The organism is Saccharothrix sabaoui (assembly GCF_051756985.1).
Lineage (GTDB): Bacteria > Actinomycetota > Actinomycetes > Mycobacteriales > Pseudonocardiaceae > Actinosynnema.
Genome location: NZ_JBPKJK010000001.1, coordinates 138,746 through 158,700, shown reverse-complemented (window position 1 = coordinate 158,700; position 19,955 = coordinate 138,746). Strand labels below are relative to the sequence as shown.

At 73.1% G+C, this 19,955-nt stretch carries 18 protein-coding genes and 2 riboswitches; of the genes, 8 read left to right on the top strand and 10 right to left on the bottom strand.

Going from position 1 to position 19,955, the window contains the following annotated elements; all coding sequences use genetic code 11:
- Window positions 1-10 precede the first annotated feature (10 nt).
- From ACR807_RS00530 to ACR807_RS00515, 4 genes are all read left to right on the top strand, one after another.
- Entirely contained in the window at window positions 11-1,249 is a 1,239-nt protein-coding gene (locus ACR807_RS00530; protein ID WP_438919142.1) for a metallophosphoesterase, read from the top strand.
- A 95-nt stretch (window positions 1,250-1,344) separates the two neighbouring features.
- Window positions 1,345-2,514, top strand: a complete 1,170-nt coding sequence (locus ACR807_RS00525) for a type III PLP-dependent enzyme (protein WP_438919141.1) — start codon at window positions 1,345-1,347, stop codon at window positions 2,512-2,514.
- A gap of 49 nt (window positions 2,515-2,563) precedes the next feature.
- Complete coding sequence (speD, locus tag ACR807_RS00520; RefSeq protein WP_438919140.1) at window positions 2,564-2,974, top strand: adenosylmethionine decarboxylase; 411 nt, start codon at window positions 2,564-2,566, stop codon at window positions 2,972-2,974.
- Window positions 2,975-3,024: 50 nt separating this feature from the next.
- Entirely contained in the window at window positions 3,025-3,840 is an 816-nt protein-coding gene (locus ACR807_RS00515) for a spermidine synthase (RefSeq protein WP_438919193.1), read from the top strand.
- A gap of 69 nt (window positions 3,841-3,909) precedes the next feature.
- Here the strand turns inward: ACR807_RS00515 and ACR807_RS00510 are convergent, their stop codons facing one another.
- Entirely contained in the window at window positions 3,910-5,979 is a 2,070-nt protein-coding gene (locus ACR807_RS00510; RefSeq protein WP_438919139.1) for a S9 family peptidase, read from the bottom strand.
- A 121-nt stretch (window positions 5,980-6,100) separates the two neighbouring features.
- Between ACR807_RS00510 and ACR807_RS00505 the strand changes: the two genes are divergently transcribed.
- Together ACR807_RS00505 and ACR807_RS00500 are read left to right on the top strand one after the other, a co-directional pair.
- Window positions 6,101-7,690, top strand: coding sequence for an RICIN domain-containing protein (locus tag ACR807_RS00505; RefSeq protein ID WP_438919138.1), 1,590 nt, complete (start codon window positions 6,101-6,103; stop codon window positions 7,688-7,690).
- A 130-nt stretch (window positions 7,691-7,820) separates the two neighbouring features.
- Window positions 7,821-8,492 (top strand): COG4315 family predicted lipoprotein, encoded by a 672-nt coding sequence (locus ACR807_RS00500; protein ID WP_438919137.1) that lies wholly within the window; start codon window positions 7,821-7,823, stop codon window positions 8,490-8,492.
- Between the two features lie 77 nt (window positions 8,493-8,569).
- On the opposite strand, the gene ACR807_RS00495 is transcribed toward ACR807_RS00500, so the two are convergent.
- The 9 genes from ACR807_RS00495 to ACR807_RS00455 form a co-directional block, all read right to left on the bottom strand.
- A complete protein-coding gene (locus ACR807_RS00495; RefSeq protein WP_438919136.1) occupies window positions 8,570-9,175 on the bottom strand; it encodes a malonic semialdehyde reductase in 606 nt (201 codons plus the stop codon).
- An 83-nt stretch (window positions 9,176-9,258) separates the two neighbouring features.
- The gene (gene glyA / locus ACR807_RS00490; protein WP_438919135.1) at window positions 9,259-10,524 is read right to left on the bottom strand and encodes a serine hydroxymethyltransferase; all 1,266 of its coding nucleotides are present in this window, start codon (window positions 10,522-10,524) and stop codon (window positions 9,259-9,261) included.
- 29 nt (window positions 10,525-10,553) lie between these two features.
- Window positions 10,554-11,654, bottom strand: coding sequence for a glycine cleavage system aminomethyltransferase GcvT (gene gcvT / locus ACR807_RS00485; protein WP_438919134.1), 1,101 nt, complete (start codon window positions 11,652-11,654; stop codon window positions 10,554-10,556).
- 110 nt (window positions 11,655-11,764) lie between these two features.
- Window positions 11,765-11,859, bottom strand: a riboswitch (glycine riboswitch).
- Window position 11,860: 1 nt separating this feature from the next.
- A riboswitch (glycine riboswitch) is annotated at window positions 11,861-11,951 on the bottom strand.
- A 66-nt stretch (window positions 11,952-12,017) separates the two neighbouring features.
- Entirely contained in the window at window positions 12,018-12,320 is a 303-nt protein-coding gene (locus ACR807_RS00480; protein ID WP_438919133.1) for a DUF3817 domain-containing protein, read from the bottom strand.
- 15 nt (window positions 12,321-12,335) lie between these two features.
- The gene (locus ACR807_RS00475; protein WP_438919132.1) at window positions 12,336-12,737 is read right to left on the bottom strand and encodes a hypothetical protein; all 402 of its coding nucleotides are present in this window, start codon (window positions 12,735-12,737) and stop codon (window positions 12,336-12,338) included.
- 126 nt (window positions 12,738-12,863) lie between these two features.
- Complete coding sequence (locus tag ACR807_RS00470) at window positions 12,864-13,349, bottom strand: helix-turn-helix transcriptional regulator (RefSeq protein ID WP_438919131.1); 486 nt, start codon at window positions 13,347-13,349, stop codon at window positions 12,864-12,866.
- A gap of 193 nt (window positions 13,350-13,542) precedes the next feature.
- Complete coding sequence (locus ACR807_RS00465; protein WP_306749839.1) at window positions 13,543-13,704, bottom strand: hypothetical protein; 162 nt, start codon at window positions 13,702-13,704, stop codon at window positions 13,543-13,545.
- Between the two features lie 450 nt (window positions 13,705-14,154).
- The gene (locus tag ACR807_RS00460) at window positions 14,155-15,279 is read right to left on the bottom strand and encodes a CaiB/BaiF CoA transferase family protein (RefSeq protein ID WP_438919130.1); all 1,125 of its coding nucleotides are present in this window, start codon (window positions 15,277-15,279) and stop codon (window positions 14,155-14,157) included.
- Window position 15,280: 1 nt separating this feature from the next.
- Complete coding sequence (locus ACR807_RS00455) at window positions 15,281-16,429, bottom strand: acyl-CoA dehydrogenase family protein (RefSeq protein WP_438919129.1); 1,149 nt, start codon at window positions 16,427-16,429, stop codon at window positions 15,281-15,283.
- Window positions 16,430-16,623: 194 nt separating this feature from the next.
- Here ACR807_RS00455 and ACR807_RS00450 point away from each other — a divergent pair, with 194 nt between their 5' ends.
- Together ACR807_RS00450 and ACR807_RS00445 are read left to right on the top strand one after the other, a co-directional pair.
- Window positions 16,624-17,826 carry an acetyl-CoA C-acetyltransferase gene (locus ACR807_RS00450; protein WP_438919128.1) on the top strand — a complete coding sequence of 401 codons (1,203 nt, stop codon included), beginning with the start codon at window positions 16,624-16,626 and terminating at the stop codon, window positions 17,824-17,826.
- On the top strand, window positions 17,826-19,889 hold the full coding sequence (locus ACR807_RS00445) for a 3-hydroxyacyl-CoA dehydrogenase NAD-binding domain-containing protein (RefSeq protein WP_438919127.1): 2,064 nt from the start codon (window positions 17,826-17,828) through the stop codon (window positions 19,887-19,889). Before ACR807_RS00450 ends, ACR807_RS00445 begins: the two co-directional genes overlap by 1 nt.
- Window positions 19,890-19,955: the final 66 nt, after the last annotated feature.

The following is a 19,955-nucleotide window of genomic DNA, read 5'->3' as shown; positions in this document are numbered from 1 at the left end:
GAGGCTCGGCTTGTTCTTCTTCCTGCTGCTCGCGGTCGTGATGGGCGCGTTCCACTACTACACCTGGAAACGGGTCGTGCGGGACACGACCAGGCCCGGTCGCGGGCGCCTGGTCGGCACGGTCGCGGTCGCGGTGGCGTACCTGCTGGTGATGGGCGCGCTGGTGGTGACCCGGACCGGCGGCGTGGGCGCGTTCGTGGCGTGGCCCGGCTTCGTGCTGCTGGCGTGCGCCTTCTACTCCGTGCTGGTGCTGGGCCTGCTGGAGGTGCCGCGGGCGCTGCTGCTGCGGCGGGCGCGGCGCGGCCGGGTGGCGGCGGCGGTCCGCGCGCCGGCCGTGACCCCGGACGCGGCGGTGGACGCCGACGAGGCCCTGCTCGACCCGGTGCCCGAGGCCCCGGAGGTCGACGAGGGCCGCCGGCTGTTCCTGGCCCGGTCCCTCGCGGTCGCGAGCGGCGTGGCCACGGTCGGCGTCGTCGGTTACGGGACCACGCAGGCACTGGGCGCCCCGGTGGTGAAGCGCGTCCCGGTGGCGCTGGCGAAGCTGGACCCGAGGCTGTCGGGCTACCGGATCGCGGTGGTCAGCGACATCCACCTGGGGCCGCTGCTGGGCCGCTCGCACACCGAGCGGATCGTGCACTTGATCAACGAGCAGCAGGTGGACCTGGTGGCGATCGTCGGCGACCTCGTCGACGGCTCGGTCGAGGAGCTGGGCGAGGCGGCGGCCCCGCTGCGCGACCTGGTGAGCACGCACGGCAGCTTCTTCGTCACCGGCAACCACGAGTACTACTCCGGCGCGGAGCAGTGGATCGGCGAGGTGGAGCGGCTCGGCGTCAACGCGCTGCGCAACGAGCGGCTGACCGTCGAGCGGGCCGGCGCGACGTTCGACCTGGCGGGTGTGAACGACGTCACGGGCGAGGGCTTCGGCGACGCGCCCGACTTCGCCCGCGCCCTCGACGGCCGCGACACGAGCACGCCCGTCGTGCTGCTGGCGCACCAGCCGGTGCAGGTGCGGGAGGCCGCGAAGCACGGCGTGGACCTCCAGCTGTCGGGCCACACGCACGGCGGGCAGATGTTCCCGTTCCACCTGGCGGTGGGGCTCCAGCAGCCGATGCGCAGCGGCCTGGAGACGATCGACGGCACCCAGGTCTACACGTCCAACGGCGCCGGGTTCTGGGGGCCGCCGGTGCGCGTGGGCGCGCCGCCGGACATCTCCGTCGTGGAGCTGCGTCACAACTCCGCCGGCCGGTAGCGCTTTTTCCCCCTTCGGCGCGTACTGTGGACCGCCGTGCCCGAAGACGGTCAGACCGTGCCTGAACACGGTTGCGGAGGGGGACCCCTAGCGAGATGACGAAGAGCTTTGCCGACGATCGGCTACGCGAGGCAACAGCTCGTATTCGTCGTTTCCTGGAGCACGACCGACCGGACACCCCCTGCCTGGTCATCGACCTGCCGACGGTCCGCGACCGGTTCGCCGCGATCCGCGTGGCCCTGCCGCGGGTGGCGGTCTTCTACGCGGTGAAGGCGAACCCCGCGCCCGAGGTGGTCGAACTGCTGGCCGCCGAGGGCTCGTGCTTCGACGTCGCCAGCCCCGCCGAGATCGACCTGTGCCTGGCGCGGGGCGCCGCGCCGTCGGCGATCTCGTACAGCAACCCGATCAAGAAGGCCCGTGACGTCGCGTACGCGTTCGGTCGCGGGGTGCGGTTGTTCGTCTCGGACAGCGAGCAGGACGTGCGGGCGATCGCCGAGCACGCGCCGGGCTCGTCGGTGCTGCTGCGCATCGTGGTGGAGAGCCGCGGCTCGACCTACCCGTTCGGCAAGAAGTTCGGCTGCGCGCCGGAGATGGCCGCCGACCTGCTGCGGCTGGCCGCCGAGCTGGGGCTGACGCCGCTGGGCGTGGCGTTCCACGCCGGGTCGCAGCAGCTCGACCCGACCGGCTGGGACGGCGCGATCGCCGACGCCGCCGGGGTCGTGCTCGAGCTGCGCGCCGAGGGCCTGCCGGTGACGACGCTGAACCTGGGCGGCGGCCTGCCCGCCGGGTACCTGGAGCAGCCGCCGCCGCTCGCCGAGTACGGCGCGGCCATCACCGACGCGATCAGCCGGCACTTCGGCGACTTCGAGCCGAGCGTCATGGTCGAGCCCGGCCGCGCGGTGGTCGCCGAGTCGGGGCTGATCCGCTCCGAGGTCGTGCTGGTGGCGAAGAAGTCCTATTCGGACGAACAGCGCTGGGTGTTCCTCGACGTCGGCCGCTACGGCGGCCTCGCGGAGACCGAGGGCGAGGCCATCGCCTACCCGCTGGTCACGTCGAAGGACGGCGGCCCCACGGGTCCGGTGGTCATCGCCGGGCCGACGTGCGACGCCGACGACGTGCTGTACCAGCACACCGTCTACCAGCTGCCGCTGGACCTGCGCGCGGGCGACCACGTCGACCTGCTCGGCGCGGGCGCCTACACGGCCAGCTACTCCTCGGTGGCCTTCAACGGCTTCCCGCCGCTGGCCACCCACTGCGTGCGGTGAGCACGCCCCCGTACCGCTCCACCCCTCCTGAAGATGTTTGGAGTGATTGATGTCCGGACTCCCGTGCGAACCCGAGCCGGTTGGCTTGTTCGCAGGACAGCACGTGCTCGCCGAGTTGGAAGGCGTGAGCCCGGAACTGCTCGACGACGAGCAGTTCCTCAAGCACGCGCTCGGTGAAGCGCTCACCCAGGCTGACGCCACGGTGTTGGAGGTGGTCTCCAAGCAGTTCGAGCCGCAAGGGGTCACCGTGCTGGCCCTGTTGTCGGAGTCGCACGCGTCCATCCACACGTACCCCGAGGTGGGGGCCGTGTTCGTGGACGTGTTCACCTGCGGCACGCGCGCCAAACCCGCGCTCGCGGTGCAGCTCCTGGCGGAAGCGCTCGGTGCTGTGTCCGCACGGACGGACATGATCAGCCGGGGTCACCGCGTCCCCGCGCTCGTCGGTGAGGAGAAGTCGTGACCGGGGAACCCGTCAACACCGAGGTGATCCGCGAGCCGCTGGCGGCCGGGATGACCAGGCACTGGGACGTCGACGAGGTCGTGGTCGACGCGAAGACCGAGTTCCAGCACCTGGTGATCGCCCGCACCGCGCAGGGGTTGTCGCTGTTCTGCGACGACGACCGGCAGAGCACCGAGTTCAGCCAGCTGACCTACCACGAGGCGCTGATGGTCCCGGCGCTGCTGCTGGCCGACCGCGTCGACCGGGTGCTGGTCATCGGGTCGAGCGAGGGCGTGGTGTGCCGGATGGCGGTGGCCGCCGGCGCGTCGGTGGTCGACCACATCGACATCGACGAGCAGGCCGTGAAGCTGTGCGCCGAGCACCTGCCGTACGGCTACACGACCGACGAGCTGGCCGCCGCCGAACGGGGCGAGGGTCCCGTGCGGGTGCGCTACATCGACGGCTACGAGTACATCCGCACCACCTCCGAGCGCTACGACATCGTCCTGGTGGACCTGCCGGACGAGCGCGAGGAGGAGGCGCAGCACAACCGCCTGTACGGCGCGGAGTTCCTGGCCATGTGCAAGGCGCTGCTCACGCCGGGCGGCGTCGTGGTGTCCCAGGCGGGCTGCCAGACGATGTGGCGCAACACCACCCTGATCCGCATGTGGGAGCGGTTCAACGAGGTGTTCGGCACGGTCGCGTACTACGGCTCGGACGAGCACGAGTGGGCGTACCTGTTCGGGCGCGCCGACGAGGTGGCCGACCCGACCGCGCTGATGGTCGAGCGGCTGCCGGCGTGCGGCTACCAGCCGGAGTCGATCGACGACCTGGCCCTGGTGGGCAACTCCATCCCGCCCTACCGGGTGCGCAACTCCGTGGCCTGAGCGCCACGACGAGGGGGCCGTCCCGCGTGCGGGACGGCCCCCTCCGCCGTTCTCCGGGGCCGGCCCCGGTCAGGCGAGCGCGGTGCGCAGGAAGTCGACCTGGAGCAGCAGCAGGTTCTCCGCGACCTGCTCCTGCGGGGTCATGTGGGTCACGCCCGACAGCGGCAGCACGGTGTGCGGCCGGCCCGCGGCGAGCAGCGCGCTGGACAGCCGCAGGGTGTGCGCGGCGACCACGTTGTCGTCGGCCAGGCCGTGCACGATCATCAGCGGGCGCTCCAGCTTCGCGGCGTCCGCGATGAGCGAGTTGGCCTCGTACACCTCGGGCCGCTCGTCCGGGTGACCCAGGTAGCGCTCGGTGTAGTGGGTGTCGTACAGGGCCCAGTCGGTGACCGGCGCGCCCGCGATGCCCGCGTGGAAGACGTCCGGGCGGCGCAGCACGGCCAGCGCCGCCAGGTAGCCGCCGTAGGACCAGCCGCGGATGGCCACCCGGGTCAGGTCCAGGTCGGGGTGGTCGGCGGCGACCGCGTGCAGGGCGTCCACCTGGTCGTCGAGGGTGGCGCCGGCGAAGTCGAACGCGATGGCGCGCTCCCACCCCGGTCCCCGGCCCGGGGTGCCCCGGCCGTCCACGACGAGCACGGCGAAGCCCTGGTCGGCCAGCCACTGCGAGGTCAGGTAGGCGTTGCGGGCGGCGACGACGCGCTGGGCGTGCGGCCCGCCGTACGGGTCGAGCAGCACCGGCAGCTTCGTGCCCGGCACGTGGTCGCGCGGGAACAGCAGCGCGGCGCGCAGGTCGCGCTCGCCGGCGGTCAGCAGCGTGACGCGCGGGGTGAGGACGGGCCGCTCGGCGTGGTTGGCGATCCCGTGGCCGGTCGACGCGGTCACCTTCACGCCGAAGTGGTCCAGGCCCGACGAGGTCAGCAGCAGCACGCCGCCGCCGCGCACCGCGCCGTGCACGCCGTCCTCGGCGGACAGCCGCGTGGGACCGTTCCCGTCCACCAGGAACACGTGCGTCCGCGTCGGGTCGTCGGTGGAGGCGGTGACGAGCACGCCGTCCGCTCCCACGTCCAGCACGGAGCGCACCTGGAAGCCGTCCGGCGTCCACGGCCGGTCGCCGACGACCAGCCGGTTCGCGCCGTCCACCGGCAGCACGCGCAGCAGCTCGCCGTCCGGCGTCCAGCGCGGCGAGCCGGGCACCAGCTCCAGCCAGTGCGGGTCGACGTCGTCGGCCAGCACCTCGGTGGCGCCGGTGTCCGGGTCCACCGCGAGCACCCGCACGCGGCGCTGGTCGCGGGTCTGGACCTGCACCAGCGGCCGGCCGTGGGAGGACCACACCGCCGTGGTCAGGTACGGGAACGCCTCGCGGTCCCACTCGACGTCGACCCGCCCGTCGCGGTCCGCGCCGAGGACCGACAGCGTGACGGTGGCGTTGGGCGTGCCGGCCGCCGGGTAGGCGATTTCGGTGGCCGGGGTGGCGGGGTTGGCCGGGTCGGCGATGTACCAGCGGCGCACCGGGGCGTTGTCGACGCGGGCGGCCAGCACGCGCGCGCCGTCCGGGGAGAACCAGTAGCCGCGGTAGCGGTGCATCTCCTCGGCCGCGATGAACTCGGCCAGGCCCCAGGTGACCTCGTCGCCGTCCGGCGCGGCGGCGACCCGGTCCGCGCCGGTGCCCAGGTCCACGACGTGCAGCGCGCCGTCGGCGACGTACCCGACGCGGCGGCCGGTCGGGTCCAGGCGGGGGTCGACGACCGGGCCCGCGGCGGGCAGCTCGCGCACCGCGCCGGTGGCCAGCTCGACCACGAACAGCCGCCCGGACAGCGCGAACACCGCCTGCCGCACGTCCGCGTCCGTCGAGTAGCCCACGATGCCCGCGGCCTGCTCCCGGGTGCGCTCGCGGCGGGCCCGCTCCTCCGGCGACAGGTCCTCGGGGTCGGTCAGCAGGGTCGCCGGGTCGACCAGCAGCGCCTCGGTCCCGGTCGCCGTGTCGAACGCCCACAGGCCGTTCGCCCGGCCCGTCGCCGAGGCGGTGCGGAGGAAGTACGCGGTCGAGCCGTCGGGCGCGACGGTGAACGTCCGGGGTGCCCCGAGGGTGAACCGCTGGGTGCGCGCGTGCTGGCGCGGGAAGGAGGTCTCGTTGCCCACCCGGACACCCTATGTCCCCCGTGACCGCGGCCGGGTGCTGTCCGCAGTCCTGCGCCCCCTCGTACCTACGATCGAATGGTTCTCGGACCGGGGGCACCGACCCGCTCCTACAGTGGTCGTCGTGGACGACGCGCTGGTCGCGCAGAACCGGACGATCGTGCTGGTCGACGTGGAGGGCTTCGGCGACCGGCGGCGCACCAACCCGAGCCAGGTGGCGGTGCGCGCCGGGCTCTACTCCGCGCTGCGGCGGGCGTTCGCCGAGGCGGGTCTCCCGTGGGAGCTGTGCGACGTGGAGGACCGGGGCGACGGCGCGTTCGTCCTCGTGCCGCGGGACGTGCCGAAGTCCCTCGTCGCCGAGCGCCTGCCGGCGGCCCTGGCGCGCGCTCTCGTCGCGCACAACGCCGGCCGGCCCGCGCGCGAGCGGATCAGGCTGCGGCTCGCGCTGCACGCGGGCGAGGTGCACCGCGACGGGCACGGCTGCACGTCGGTCGCGGTGAACCACGCGTTCCGCCTGCTCGACGCCCGACCGCTCAAGGAGGCCCTGGCCGGCTCCCCCGGCGTGCTCGCCCTGATCACGTCGGACTGGTTCTACGAGGAGGTCGTGCGGCAGAGCGACGTGCTCGACGCCGCCACGTTCCGCCCGGTGCGGGTGGTGGTGAAGGAGACCGCCGCCGGGGCGTGGGTCGCGCTGCCCGACCACCCGTTCCCGCGGGCCGCGCCCGGGTCGCGGCGCACGCGGCGCCGGGGCGCGCTCGTCGCGGCGTGCGCGGTGCTGCTGTCGGTGCTGCCCGCCGCCGCCGACACCGCGGCCGACACCGCCGCCGCGCCGGCCGTCGAGGTTGTGGGCGTCGGGGAACCCGTCGCGGGGGCCGCCGAGCACCTGGCGCACCTGGTGAACTCGGCGAGCGGGAAGTGCTTGTCCCGCAACGGTCCCCTCAGCAACCCGGGCGACTCGGAACGGGTCGGGCAGCCCGTCTACCAGTGGTCGTGCGCCGGGTCGCACGACCTCGGGCACGTCGTCGTGCTCACCCCGGTCGGCGCGGCGGGCTGGCTGGTGCGCAGCAGCGCGCGGGCCGACCTGTGCCTGACCGCCGACGGCAGCCCCGGCGTGGAGCAGCGCTACCAGGTGTGCGACCCCGGCGACGACCGCGCGGTGTGGCGGCTGCGGCCGGTGCGCGGCAGGCCGGCGGGGCACGTCGTGGTCGAGAACGCCAACACCGGCGGGTGCCTGTCGCACCAGGGCGGCGACCCGGAGGTGCACGTCCAGGTGTTCCAGCGGGCGTGCCGTCCCCTGGCCGACGCGGACGTCGGGTGGTCGGTGGTCCCCTACGCGCTGCCCGGTCGGGTGGGGTGCGCCGCGGGTCCGGTGCACGGCCGGCTGGTCGACCACGAGACCGGCGCCCGGGCCGTCGACGTGTCGCTCACCCCCGTCGGCCCGTCCGCGCACGGGTGCGTCGTCACCGTCGGCGGACCGGGCGCGACGTGCCTGGGCGCGACCGGCGACCCGCGCCCGACCGACGCGGCGTGGGGGCCGTGCCACCGGGGACCCGGCGGGCGGTGGGTCGTGCGGCGGGCGGGCGAGGAGGGCGGCCGGACGTGGTCGTGGCTGCACCCGGCCGGCGACCTGAGCCGGTGCCTCACCGCGGTGGGCGACGCGGTGGCGGTGCGGCCGTGCGGCGGGGACTGGCTCCAGCAGTGGCACGTCGGCTAGTCGACCCACCCGGTGCGGCGGTCCTCGGCGACCCCTGTCTTGGCGCGGCTCCCGGCGCGGAGGTGAACCGACGCCGTGACGGGGCCGTAATCGTCGTTGGAGCGATTGACGGACCGAGGAGGAGTTGAGTGTGATCCGACGAAACCGCGTCGCCATCGCCGTAGCCGGTGGAATGGCGGCCGTGCTCGCACTGGTCATGTGGACGTCCAACACCACCGTGCTCCAGGGCACGAACGTCGCGCAGACCGAGCAGGTGGGCGTCGCGGCCCAGGGCGACTACGGCGACGTCCAGAAGCCCTTGGCCCCTCCGACCAGCGAGGAGTCCGCGCCCGCCGAGGAGGGACCCGCAGAGGAGGAGCCCGCCGCGGGCGCCCCGGAGGGTCAGGCCGCGCCCGCGCCGTCGGGTCCCCGGGTCAGCCTGGTGGGCAAGAGCGTGCCCAAGATGGGCGACGTCGTGCAGGACGGCGACGGCCGCACGCTGTACCGGTTCGACAAGGACACCGCGAAGCCCGCGAAGTCCAACTGCGAGGACCAGTGCGCGGTGACGTGGCCGCCGCTGCTGTCCAACGGCGACGCGCCCGCGTTGCAGGGCGTCGACCCGGCGCTCGTGTCGACGGTCGAGCGCGCCGACGGTTCGAAGCAGGTCACCCTCGACGGCTGGCCGCTCTACACCTACGCGAAGGACGAGGCCCCGGGCCAGTGGAAGGGCCAGGGCGTGGGCGGCACCTGGTTCGTGGTGCAGCCCAACGGGAAGCGCAACGTCGAGTGCCTCCCGCCGGGGGTGACCGCTCCCGGCGTGTGACCCGGAGGTCCACTGCGGAACGCCCTGATCCCCCGGCCCGGGGTTGGCCGGGGGATCAGGGCGTGGTGCAGCGGTCCTCAGAGGACGCGCGCGGCCTCGTCGAAGTCCAGGCGCGGGTTGCGGGGCCGGTAGCCGGACTCGTCGGCGTGGCCGATGTTGACGACCACCAGCGGCTGCTGCGCCGTGCCGGCCAGGAACTCCGCGCGCACGCCCTCGGCGTCGAACCCGCTCATCGGGCCCGCGGCGAGGCCGGCGGCGCGCACGCCCACGATGAAGTAGCCGACCTGGAGCAGGGCGTTGGTGCGGGCCATCCCGGCGCGGGCGGTGTCGTCGGCGAACGCCTGCCGGGCGTTGGGGAAGTGCGGGAACGTCTTCGCCATGTGCTCGGGGAAGTCGGCGTCGGCGCTCAGCACGGCCACCACGGGCGCGGTGCGCGTCTTCTCGCGGTTGCCCTCGGCCATGTGCGGGGCCAGGCGTTCCTTGGCCTCCTCCGAGCGCAGGAACAGCACCCGCAGCGGCTGGCTGTTCATCGCCGTCGGACCCCACTTGACCAGCTCGTGGACCTGGCGCAGCTGCTCGTCGGTCACCGGCTCGGCGGTGAACGCGTTGGCCGTGCGGGCCTCGCGGAACAGCAGGTCCTGGGCGTCGGCGGACAGCGCGAGGGAGTCGAGGGTCGCGGTCATGGGTCCTTCTTCCGGTTGTCCCGTGCGTCGTGCACACGGGACAACCGGTTGAAGGCTCAACTTATTTCAGGCGGTGGCCGCGCTCACAGGCTCGGGTAGAGCGGGTGCTTGGCCGCCAGCACCTCGACGCGCGACCGCAGGTCCGCCAGGTCGGGCGACGGCTGGAGCGCGGCGGCGATGATCTCGGCCACCTCGGCGAAGTCCGCCGCGCCGAAGCCGCGGGTGGCCAGCGCGGGCGTGCCGACGCGCAGGCCGGAGGTCACCATCGGCGGGCGCGGGTCGTTCGGCACCGCGTTGCGGTTGACCGTGATGCCCACCTCGTGCAGCCGGTCCTCGGCCTGCTTGCCGTCCAGCTCGGACGCCACCAGGTCGACCAGCACCAGGTGCACGTCGGTGCCGCCGGTGAGCACCTTCACGCCCGCCGCCGCCGCGTCGGGCCGCGACAGGCGCTCGGCGAGGATCTTCGCGCCCTCGACGGTGCGCCGCTGCCGGTCGGCGAACTCGGGCGACGCGGCGTGCTTGAACGCCACCGCCTTGCCCGCGATCACGTGCTCCAGCGGACCGCCCTGCTGACCGGGGAACACCGCCGAGTTGATCTTCTTGGCGAGGTCGGCCTCGTTGGTCAGGATCACGCCGCCGCGCGGGCCGCCGAGCGTCTTGTGCGTGGTCGTCGTCACGACGTGCGCGTGCGGCACCGGGCTCGGGTGCAGGCCCGCCGCCACCAGGCCGGCGAAGTGCGCCATGTCGACCATCAGGTACGCGCCCACCGAGTCGGCGATGCGGCGGAACTCGGCGAAGTCCAGCTGCCGCGGGTAGGCCGACCAGCCCGCCACGATCAGCTTCGGCTTCGCCTCCTGCGCCAGCCGCTCGACCTCGGCCATGTCGACCCGGCCGTCGGCCTCCGACACGTGGTAGGGCACGACGTTGTAGAGCTTGCCGGAGAAGTTGATCCGCATGCCGTGCGTCAGGTGCCCGCCGTGCGCCAGGTCCAGGCCCAGGATCGTGTCGCCCGGCTGGAGCAGGGCGAACATCGCGCACGCGTTGGCCTGCGCGCCCGAGTGCGGCTGCACGTTGGCGAAGCCCGCCCCGAACAGCCCCTTGACCCGCTCGATCGCCAGCCGCTCGATGACGTCGACGTTCTCGCAGCCGCCGTAGTAGCGCCGGCCGGGGTAGCCCTCGGCGTACTTGTTCGTCAGCACCGAGCCCTGCGCCTGGAGCACCGACACCGGCGTGAAGTTCTCCGAGGCGATCATCTCCAGCGTGCTCTGCTGCCGGTGCAGCTCGGCGGCGACGGCGTCCGCGACCTCCGGGTCGAACTCCGCGAGGGAGGTGTTGAAGTGCTCGGACATGGGATCTCTCTCCTAGTCAGCTCGGGCGGTCAGCTCGGGCGCTTGTAGAACGGCAGCGCGACGACCTCGACGGGCTCGCGCTTGCCGCGGACGTCGACGGACAGCTCGGTGCCGGGCTCGGCGTGCCCCTCGGCCACGTAGGCCATGGCCACCGAGTAGCCCAGGGTCGGCGACAGCGCGCCGCTGGTCACCTCGCCGATCGGGGTGCCCCCCGCGTCCAGCACGGGGTAGCCGTGCCGGGGGGCGCGGCGGGAGGTGGTCTTCAGGCCGACGAGGACCTGGCGCACGCCCTCGGCCGCGGTGGCGGCCAGGGCGTCGCGGCCGACGAAGTCGCCCGGCTTGTCGAGCTTCACCACGCGGCCCAGGTTGGCGTGGAACGGGGTGCGGTCCCGGCCCAGCTCGTTGCCGTACAGCGGCATCCCGGCCTCCAGGCGCAGGGTGTCGCGGCAGCCGAGCCCGGCGGGCCTGAGGTCGTGCTCCCGGCCGGCCTCCAGCAGCGCCCGCCACACGTGCGCGGCGTCGTCCGGGGCGGTGAACAGCTCGAAGCCGTCCTCGCCGGTGTAGCCGGTGCGGGCGAGCAGCACGGGCCTGCCCGCCACCTCGGTCGGGTAGGAGGCGTAGTACTTCACCCCGGCCAGGTCGGTCGGGGTGAGGCCGGCCAGGATCTCGGTGGACCGCGGCCCCTGCACGGCGAGCAGCGCGTAGTCGGTGGAGCGGTCCTCGACGGTGGTGTCGAAGCCCTTCGCCCGCTCGACCAGCGCCTCGAACACGACGGCCGCGTTGGACGCGTTGGCCACGACCAGGTACTCCTGGTCACCCGTGCGGTAGACGATCAGGTCGTCGACGACGCCGCCGTCGGCCTCGCAGATCATCGTGTACCGGGCGCGTCCCACGCCGATCGCCGACGCGTGGCCGACCAGGGCGTGGTCCAGCGCGGCGCCCGCACCCGGCCCGGTCAGCACGATCTCGCCCATGTGCGTCAGGTCGAACAGGCCCGCCGAGGTGCGCACCGCGCGGTGCTCGGCCAGCTCGCTGTCGTAGCGCAGCGGCATCCGCCAGCCCGCGAAGTCGGTGAACAGTGCGCCCAGGGCCTCGTGCTCGGCGTGCAGGGGCGTGCGTCGGCTTTCCATCAGGCGGGGTCCTCCCAGGGTGCGGGCATGCCGGTAGCGCCGACCGGTCGGGTCGGCGGGCACGGGTGAAGGGTGACACGGTCCATCGGAGACTCCTCGTCGAAGAAGCCTCCCCCTCTGTCATGAGCCTGAGAGCTTCGCCGCTGCCGGTGAGCGGCTTGCACCGTGGGCGAGGCGCACCGGGTGCGCCTGCTTTCCAGAGTTGCCTTCGTCGGGCGGTAGCTGTGCCTGAGAGATTCCGGGGAGGAGTTGCTCCTTCGGCGCCCCGACTGGTGGGGACTCTCCCGCGCGACATCGACGGCCGTGTTCAGTTGGTACCGCCAGACGCTAGATGTGCCTGGTGGCCGGGGTCAACCCGCCGCGTCACAGGGCTTTCTCGGCCCGGACGCTCTCCACGACCTTGCGCTCGGCGTAGAACGACACGAACGGGACGGTGCCGGCCAGCAGGACGAGCACCGTGGCCTTGATCGACCAGCGCGCCTTGAGGGCGAGGTCGACGGTGAGCACCAGGTAGATGGCGTAGAGGAAGCCGTGGACGGGGCCGACGACCCTCATCATGGTCTCGGTGCCGCCCGCGTACTTGGCGATCATGGCGACCACGAGCAGCAGCAGGCCGACGCCGACCACGTAAGCCATGAACCGGAACCTGGTCAACGCGCCGCTCATCGCCCTACCCTCACCTCACCGCTGGTCCCGCGCGTGGAGCTGGGCGAGCATGCGGTTGTAGGCCGCCAACTCGTCGTCCTCGTCGTCGCGCGCGGGTGTTCCGACGGGGTCAACGGTAACGACCGGCGCCGGCGGCTCGGCCACCGGCTCCCGGGTACCCCCGTCGGGGGTGACCTCGGTCTCCCCGGCGGTCCCCTCGGCCCGGCGCTGGGCGTCCAGCCTGCGGATGCGCCACACCATGAACGCCGGGAACAGGCCGAACAGGGGCCACTGGAACACGTAGCCGAGGTTCTGGAACGTGCCGCCCGCCTGGGAGAAGCGCTCCCACTGCCAGTAGGCGAGACCGCAGCACACGACCAGCGCGGCCACGCAGACAGCGGCGATGGCGACGCGCTTGGGGGTGATGAGGCCGTGCACACCTCAAGGGTACTTCGCGGGAGCTGAGAGCCCCCTCGGGCCGGGGCTCCCCACGCGGGAGCCCGCCCCTCACGGGCGTTGGGCCCCTCGACCTCAGGAGCCCGCCCGACTCTTCGTCGATCCGGACTAGGCGACGCCGTCCCGGCGTTGCCTCTGCAACCTGGCCACGCACCAGGCTGCCGCACTGCCCCGACGCAGGTGCTGGAGCACCGTCATCGGGCCGAGACGACGACCGAGGTCGGCGGGCGTGAGCCCGGCCGCCCGGTAGTCCAGAGCGCGCTGGTCCAACGGGCTGATGCCCGCGTCCCACCACAGCTCCGCCTCCGACAGGTCACCCACCAGCTGCCAGTAGCTGGCGGCGGCGGCGAGCAGGGGTTCGGGCACCTCGGGCGCCCTCTTCCGCATCGCCGCCACGTAGGCGGGGTCCGCGGACTCGACCCTCATCAGGCCGCGGTTCCCGCCGTTCGCCCGCTGCACCGGGATCCCCGGGGACGGCGGGGCTTCCGCGAGCCACGCGTCCTTGATCCGGTTCACCTCCTGCAGCTCGGCGTCGTCCGAGCGCTCAGCCGCCCACTGCCGCAGCAGCTCGTCGACTCCCGAGTCCTCGACCATTCTGCCTCCTCGTCGGTCGAAGATCAGCCAATGCAGCGCACCGTATTAGCGGGTACCGACAACCGCTAGACCCTGGTTTGCCAAAAACCCTGTTACCAGCGCGTTATAGCCCTCATTCCACCCGTACGGTGCAACGTCGAGGAGTCAAAGTCACCGTGGGTGACCGCATTGAGCGGAGCCGCGGCGGGGTGCGCTAGGCGAAGAGGCTGCGGACGAAGGTGATGATCGACTCGGCGCCCGACTGGAGCCAGCCGAGGGCGGTCTTCACCGCGTCGGCCGATTCGTTGGGCTGGGTGACGAGCAGGAACAGCACCAGCGCGACCGCCGCCAGCGTCACCACCTTCTTGACGTTCACTGATCGGTCTCCGTCCGTTCACGAGGCAGGGGCCGACGGACGCCGTGCCCGTCGCGTCACCCGACATGCTCCACCATTCACCCGGACGATGAACGCGCAACCCTCCGACGTCCCCCGACTGGGGGTAGCGGCGCCCACGCAACCACGCCTGGGCAGTGGCCACTGTCACCTGATCGGACTATCAAGGGGACCAGTGGTCCCGCCGATCACCTAGTTACGGGCACTCGCCCACCCCCCTGGCACGGACACCGAGGTCGAGCGACACCGTCACACCCGCACAGCACATCACCTGATTGCGCCGAAGCACGCACCGAGCGTGACAAAGGCCGATGTCGGCCGCCGGCAATTCCCAGCACCTCTTCCGGTGATTTCTCGCGTTCATTTTCCGGCCACCCGCGTGCGCGGGCCGAACGGCGCGTCGAACGCCCCGGAGAAGCGGGGTCATCCCCCTCAGGCGACCACGCCCGCCGCGCGCAGCGCCGCCACCTCGTCCTCGGCCAGGCCCAGCTCGGCCAGCACCTCGTCGGTGTGCTCGCCGCCCGCCGGCGGCGCGGTCGGCACGCCCGCCGGGGTCCGGTCGAACCGCGGCGCGGGCGCGGGCTGGGCCACCCCCGCGACCTCGACGAACGTGCCGCGCTCCGCGTTGTGCCCGTACCCCGGGGCCTCGCCGGGCGCGAGCACGGGGGCCAGGCACGCGTCCGTCCCCTCCGCCAGCGCCGCCCACTCGTCGCGCGGGCGGGTGGCGACGGCGGCGGCGATGCGGGAGCGCAGCTCCGGCCAGTTGGCCGGGTCGTGGCGGCTGGGCGCGTCCTCCAGCCCCAGCAGGGCGAGCAGCTCGGCGTAGAACTTCTCCTCCAGCGCGCCGACGCTCACGTACCGCCCGTCCGCGGCCTCGTACACGTCGTAGAACGGCGCCCCGCCGTCCAGCAGGTTCTCCCCCCGCCCGCCGGACCACGCGCCCGCCGACGACATGCCGTGCAGGAACGTCGTCAGCAGCGCCGCGCCGTCGACCATCGCCGCGTCCACGACCTGCCCGCGCCCCGACCGCTCCCGCTCGTAGAGCGCCGCCAGCAGGCCCAGCGCCAGCAGCAGCCCGCCGCCGCCGAAGTCGCCGACGAGGTTCAGCGGCACGGTCGGCGGCTGCCCGGGCCGGCCGATCGGCTCCAGCGCGCCGGCCACGGCGATGTAGTTGATGTCGTGCCCGGCGCGGTCGGCCAGCGGGCCGGACCGGCCCCAGCCGGTCATCCGCCCGTAGACGAGCCGGGGGTTGCGGGCCAGGCACTGCGCCGGCCCGATGCCCAGCCGCTCGGTGACGCCGGGCCGGAAGCCCTCGACCAGCACGTCGGACCCCGCGACGAGCCGCAGCACCAGCTCCGCGCCCTCGGGCCGCCGGACGTCCACGCCGATCGAGCGGCGACCGCGGCCGAGCGGGTCGCCGGGCACGGCGGGCGCGCCGGACACCCGGTCGACGCGCACCACGGACGCGCCCAGGTCGGCCAGCACCATGCAGCCGAACGGCGCGGGCGCGAGGCCGGCCAGCTCGACGACCTTCAGCCCTTCCAGGGGTCCCGGCATGTCAGAGCGACCTCGCGATGATTTCCTTCATGATCTCGTTCGTCCCGCCGTAGATCTTCTGCACGCGCGCGTCCGCCCACGCGCGCGCGATCGGGTACTCGGTCATGTAGCCGTAGCCGCCGAACAGCTGCACGCACTCGTCCACGACCCGGCACAGCCGCTCGGTCGACCACCACTTGGCCATGGCCGCGGTGGGCACGTCCAGCTCGCCCGCGAGGTGCGCCTGCACGCACTCGTCGACGAACGCCCTGGTCACGCGGGCCTCGGTGGCGCACTCGGCGAGCGTGAACCGGGTGTTCTGGAACTTGATCAGCTCCCGCCCGAACGCGGTGCGGTCCTTGACGTAGTCGAGGGTGAGGGCGACGGCGGCCTCGATGCCCGCGACGGAGGCGACCGCGATGATCAGCCGCTCCTGCGGGAGCTGCTGCATGAGCTGGATGAAGCCCTGCCCCTCGCCGGTGCCCAGCAGGTTGTCGGCGGGCACGCGGACGTCGTCGAAGAACAGCTCGGCGGTGTCCTGGCCCTTCATGCCGACTTTGTCGAGCACCCGGCCGCGGCGGAAGCCCGGCGCGTCGGCGGTCTCCACGACCAGCAGCGAGATGCCGGTGGCGCCCTGGGACGGGTCGGTCTTGGCGACCACGACGACCAGGTCGGCCTGCGCGCCGTTGGTGATGAACGTCTTGGAGCCGTTGATCACGTACTCGTCGCCGTGCCGCAGCGCCCGCGTCCTGATGTTCTGGAGGTCGGAGCCGCCGCCGGGCTCGGACATGGCGATGGCGCCCACGTACTCGCCGGAGGCCATCTTCGGCAGCCAGCGGCGCTTCTGCTCCTCGGTGCCGTAGGAGTTGAGGTAGTGCGCGACGATGCCGCTGTGCACGCTGTTGCCCCAGGCGCTGTCGCCGCACCGGGCCTGCTCCTCCAGCAGCACGGCCTCGTGCGCGAACGTGCCGCCGCCACCGCCGTGCTCCTCGGGGATGGACAGGCACAGCAGGCCGAGCTCCCCGGCCTTGCGCCAGAAGCCCCGGTCCACCTGCTTCTGCGCCGCCCAGCGCTCCTGGTGGGGGACGGCCTCCTTCTCGAAGAACGTCCGGGCCAGGTCGCGCAGCTGGTCCAGGTCCTCGTTCATCCATGCGGAACGGCGAGTCGGCATGTCGTCGACGGTCCCACCGACGGCGCGCCGGCACCATGACCGCCGGGTGCCGGCGTGGACGTCGATCGTGAGCGCAATTGTCAGGCGGGTGTGCGTGATCGACGTCGCGACCGCACCTCGCGGCCACCGGATGAGCTAATAAGTCACCTCGTGCGGTCATGGGCGCGGGGCGTGCCGCGCCTTACCGTGGGTGCATGAGCGAAGCCTTGATCTTCGACGCGGTGCGCACACCGCGTGGCAGGGGGAAGCGCGGGTCGCTGCACAGCGTGAAGCCGATCACCCTCGCCTCCGGGGTGCTCGACGCGCTGGCGCGGCGCAACGACCTGGACACCTCGGCCGTGGACGACGTGGTGTTCGGCGTCGTGTCGCCGGTCGGCGAGCAGGGCTCGGACATCGCCCGCACGGCCGTGCTGGCGGCGGGCTGGGACCTGCGGCCCGCGGGCGTGCAGCTCAACCGGTTCTGCGCGTCCGGCCTGGAGTCGGTCAACCTCGCCGCGGCCAAGGTGGCGTCCGGGTTCGAGGACCTGGTGGTGGCGGGCGGCGTCGAGTCGATGTCGCGGGTGCCGATGGGGTCCGACGGCGGCGCGTGGATGGCCGACCCGGAGACCAACACGGCGGTCAACTTCGTGCCGCAGGGCGTGAGCGCCGACCTGATCGCCACCCTGGAGGGCTTCAGCCGCGAGGACGTGGACGCCTACGCGCTGCGCTCGCAGCAGCGGGCGACGCTCGCGCGGGACAAGGGGTACTTCGACCGCTCGATCGTGGCGGTGGTCGACCAGAACGGGTCCGTGCTGCTGGACCACGACGAGGCGATCCGGCCGGAGACGACGCTGGAGGGGCTGGGCAGGCTCAAGCCGTCCTTCGCGTTCCACGGCGACCTGGGCTTCGACGCGGTGGCCATCGACCGCTACCCCACCGTCGAGCGCGTCCACCACGTGCACACGCCGGGCAACTCGTCGCAGATCGTGGACGGCGCGGCGGCCATGCTGATCGGCAACGCCCGGATCGGCGAGGAGCTGGGCCTCACGCCCCGCGCGCGGGTCGTCGCCACCGCCGTCGTCGGCTCGGAGCCCACGATCATGCTCACCGGCCCGGCCCCGGCGGCGCGCAAGGCGCTGGACAAGGCGCGGCTGGCCGTCGAGGACATCGACCTGTTCGAGATCAACGAGGCGTTCTCGTCGGTGGTGCTGAAGTTCCAGCGCGAACTCGACCTGCCCGACGACAAGGTCAACGTCAACGGCGGCGCCATCGCCCTGGGGCACCCGCTGGGCGCGACCGGCTGCATGATCCTGGGCACCCTGCTCGACGAGCTGGAGCGCCGGGACCTGCGCCGGGGCCTCGCCACGCTGTGCGTGGGCGGCGGCATGGGCATCGCGACGATCATCGAGAGGGTCTGATGGCCATCCACTTCGAGCGGGACGACGAGGGCGTCGTCACCCTCACCATGGACATGTCGGGCTCGGCGAACGTGATGAACGCCGAGTACCACGAGGCCATGGGCGAGGTGGTCGACCGGCTGGAGGCCGAGCGCGACGACATCACCGGCGTCGTGCTGACCTCGGCGAAGAAGACGTTCTTCGCGGGCGGCGACCTCAACCTGCTGATCAGGATCACCCCGGAGAACGCGGCCGGGGCGCTCGGGTTCCTGGAGGAGGTCAAGTCCCAGCTGCGGCGGCTGGAGCAGCTCGGCAAGCCGGTCGTCGCGGCGATCAACGGCTCCGCGCTCGGCGGCGGGTTCGAGATCGCGCTGGCGTGCCACCACCGGGTGCTGCTCGACGACGACCGGATCAGGGTCGGCCTGCCCGAGGTGACGCTGGGCCTGCTGCCCGGCGGCGGCGGCGTGACGCGGGTGGTGCGCCTGCTCGGCGTGCAGCCCGCGCTGCCGCTGCTGATGGAGGGCAAGCAGCTGCGGCCCGCGCGGGCGTTGCAGGCCGGTCTGGTGCACGAGCTGGCGTCGTCGCGCGAGGAGCTGGTCGCGAAGGCGCGGGCGTGGGTCAAGGCGAACCCCGCGCCCGTGCAGCCGTGGGACGAGCCCGGGTACACCGTGCCGGGCGTGCGGTTCGGCGACCCCGACCTGTACGGGCTGCTGGCCGCCGCGCCCGCCGTGCTGCGCAAGAAGACGCACGGCGCGTACCCGGCGCCGGAGAAGGTCCTCGCCGCGGCCGTCGAGGGCGCGCAGGTCGACTTCGACACGGCGCTGCGGGTGGAGGCGCGGTACTTCGTGGAGCTGGCCACCGGCCAGGTCGCGAAGAACATGATCAACACCTTCTGGTTCCAGCTCAACGAGATCAACGCGGGCGGGTCGCGGCCCGGCGGCGTCCCGAAGTCGGCGGTGTCGAAGGTCGGCGTGCTCGGCGCGGGCATGATGGGCGCGGGCATCGCCGAGGTCAGCGCCAAGGCGGGCATCGAGGTCGTGCTCAAGGACGTGACGCTGGAGGCCGCCCGGCGCGGCGCCGGCGACACCCCGGGCGTCACGCCGACCGACTCCGACGCCGACCTCGCGGGCTGCGACCTCGTGATCGAGGCGGTGTTCGAGAACCGCGAGCTGAAGAACGCGGTGCTGCCGGCGGCCGAGTCCCACGCCCTGCCGGACGCGGTGATCGCCTCGAACACCTCGACGCTGCCGATCACCGGCCTGGCGTCCGCCGTGTCCGACCCGACCCGGTTCATCGGCCTGCACTTCTTCTCGCCGGTGCCGAAGATGCGGCTGGTGGAGATCATCCGCGGCGAGCGCACGTCGGACGAGACGCTGGCGCGGGCGTTCGACTACGTGCTCCGGATCGGCAAGACGCCGATCGTGGTCAACGACAGCCGCGGGTTCTACACGTCGCGGACGTTCGGCACGTACGTCACCGAGGCCGTGTCGATGGTCGCCGAGGGCGTCGCGCCCGCGTTGATCGAGAACGTGGCCAAGCGGGCGGGCATGGCCGTCGGGCCGCTGGCGGTGTCCGACGAGGTGACGTTGACGCTCCAGCTCAAGATCCGCGACCAGGCGCTGGCCGACGACCCGTCCGCGGCGGGCGCCCTGGGCGACAGCCCGGCGTTCGCGGTGCTGGAGGAGCTGGTCGCCGAGGGCCGCACCGGCAAGTCGGGCGGGGCCGGGTTCTACGAGTACCCGGAGGGCGGGCGCAAGTTCCTCTGGCCGGGCCTGTCGCGCTACGCCAGGGCCGACGCGGGCGTGACGGAGAAGGACGTCGAGGACCGCCTGCTGTTCGTCCAGTCGCTGGAGACGCTGCGGTGCCTGGACGAGGGCGTGCTGACCTCCGTCGGCGACGCGAACGTGGGCAGCGTGTTCGGGTTCGGCTTCGCGCCGTGGAGCGGCGGCACCGTGCAGTTCGTCAACGCGTACGGGCTGACGAGCTTCGTGGAGCGCGCGGACTACCTGGCCGACACCTACGGCGAGCGCTTCCGCCCGCCCGCGTCCCTCCGCGACCGCGCCGCCGCCAACACCCCCTTCTGACCGAGAGTCCAACCTCCAGACCCCGAGAGTCCAACGCCCGGGCCCCGAGAGTCCAACCTCCAGGCC